2 protein-coding genes and 1 pseudogene are annotated in these 1,818 nt (G+C 62.6%); 2 read left to right on the plus strand and 1 reads right to left on the minus strand.

The genetic code is table 11. The features are described from left to right. Positions 1–244: 244 nt before the first annotated feature. Both MKK52_RS00430 and MKK52_RS00435 read left to right on the plus strand, forming a co-directional pair. Positions 245–403 carry a hypothetical protein gene (locus MKK52_RS00430; protein WP_243951779.1) on the plus strand — a complete coding sequence of 53 codons (159 nt, stop codon included), beginning with the start codon at positions 245–247 and terminating at the stop codon, positions 401–403. Continuing rightward, positions 400–636 (plus strand): hypothetical protein, encoded by a 237-nt coding sequence (locus MKK52_RS00435; protein ID WP_243951780.1) that lies wholly within the window; start codon positions 400–402, stop codon positions 634–636. Before MKK52_RS00430 ends, MKK52_RS00435 begins: the two co-directional genes overlap by 4 nt. A 939-nt stretch (positions 637–1,575) precedes the next feature. Here the strand turns inward: MKK52_RS00435 and MKK52_RS00445 are convergent. Beyond that, positions 1,576–1,818 (minus strand): annotated as a pseudogene (locus MKK52_RS00445) (hypothetical protein); the annotation flags it as partial.

Here is a 1,818-nt window from a genome sequence, read left to right on the forward strand (position 1 = left end):
TAAACTGCCCGGCCTTCGTGCCGGGCATTTTTTTGCGCTCTGCAAACGCTGCCGGAGTAGTTGAGGACGATTGGGCGATCGTGTGAGGGTCGGCGTCGCGGAGGAACTGGATACCCCAAGCGCCGGCTCACGGCCCATGAGAACCATTCCCGATCAGTATCGTTCAGTAGGGATGACCGATCCTCATAATTCAGCCGATCGTACCTGTGTACGACTTCGACATCAGATCGCACTCAGCACTCTGATGGACGATCTCGTCGTTGCCTCTCTCGCGGCAAGCGTGGCAGCATTTCGGGACAACGGTGTGTCGGATCTAGAGGCCCTCGAACACATGATCCGCGCACACCGTATTGCCGTGCTGAAGCAGGGCGCCATCCTCGGCGCCGCCGGGATCGACATGTGACGCAGCAACGACGCTTCTACATCGTCAAGGGAAAAGCGTCGCACGGTAGCGTCACGCATCTGTGCCCAACTGTCAGCATTGCTATCGACACGCTGAAGCGCTTTCGCCAGGGCGCTGTTCAAGACATTCAAATTTTCGATCCGAATGGCGATGCTATGTCGCCTAACGACCTTGAGGCTTCGGGTACAGGTGCTGAAAAGCCGGAACCCGCTGCTTTCGCGGATCACATCTGAACAATTCGATCTGTGAGGATATTGGTCTGCGAGGTGGCATCACGTTCACCTCGGAGGAAACGCCATGCTGATCAGAACACTCACACTCGCGACTGCGCTTACCGTTGGCCTCTCCGGTGCTGCTTTTGCCCAGACGCGTGCCGGTGGCGGTAGCGCCGAGGGCAACATGAACAGCCCCGGCAGCGTGAAGAGCGAGTCCCAGAAGATGGAGGAGCAGTCCGGCGGCGCCATGCGCACAGGTGCCCCCGGCACGAGCGGTGGACCTCCGGTCAGCACGCCCGGCGCCGCAGCGGGTAGCGGGATGGGGAACGGTGCCACCGGCAGCGGCGCGGCCCCAAGCGGGAAGTAAGCCGGACGCTCTGCCCTTCTAAATCGGGGGGTAGACTCAAAGGATCATCGCCATGGAATGGGCGTTGATCAGACCTCGCGGCGGTCGAGCGACCTTCCATGCTTCCGCCTACGAGCGCGTCGGCTACCGTGTTCTCCCCGTTCACGTGTGGCCGGCGCGACTTCAATTCCCGCGAGCGACTTTTCACCAATCAAGGTGTTCAGCGGTTTCCAGGGGTCCCGCTGGTCCCAGCAGGCTTTGATCCTGATCCCGCGTCATTCGCCCCGGTGCTGTTCATGGTGCCAGAACGGCTCATCCCACCAGTCGTGGGGCCACTACCGGCGGCACCGGGTGAAGACCCCGCGCCGGCATCATTCGGGCCGGTGCTGTTCGCGGTCCCCGAACGGCTAGAGCCGCCCGAACTGCCTTCTGCTGCTATCACAGGGCTGCTGAGAGCGAGGACGGCTGCGATGGTGAGTAGTGCCTTCATTGGCGTGTCTCCTGTAGTCCGCTGGTCGGATGGAGGAGCCCGCCACGCGGTAATAGGGCAATCGCGCGTCTGTGAGCCCGTTCCTTGTCGAGGCTTCGTAAGCTTCGGTCCCTGACCTCGGCTACGTGTATGGCCCGCCGAACAGATCGCCCGACGCCTTCCGCCGGAACAGGGTTCGCCACCGCCGCCGCTTATGCTCCGGCCGGTCGTGGTTCATGTGGCACCGCTGGCAGACCGCCATGAGGTTCACGTCCCGGTTGTCGGCTGTGTCGTGGTTGCGGTGAGCCGCCGCTAGAACTACTCGCGTCGTCCGGACGGAGCCGAGCACGTCGTCCTCCCCAACCGGGAGGCAGATGACCCGGCC

The sequence above is a fragment of the Methylobacterium sp. J-067 genome, assembly GCF_022829465.1.
GTDB lineage: Bacteria > Pseudomonadota > Alphaproteobacteria > Rhizobiales > Beijerinckiaceae > Methylobacterium > Methylobacterium litchii.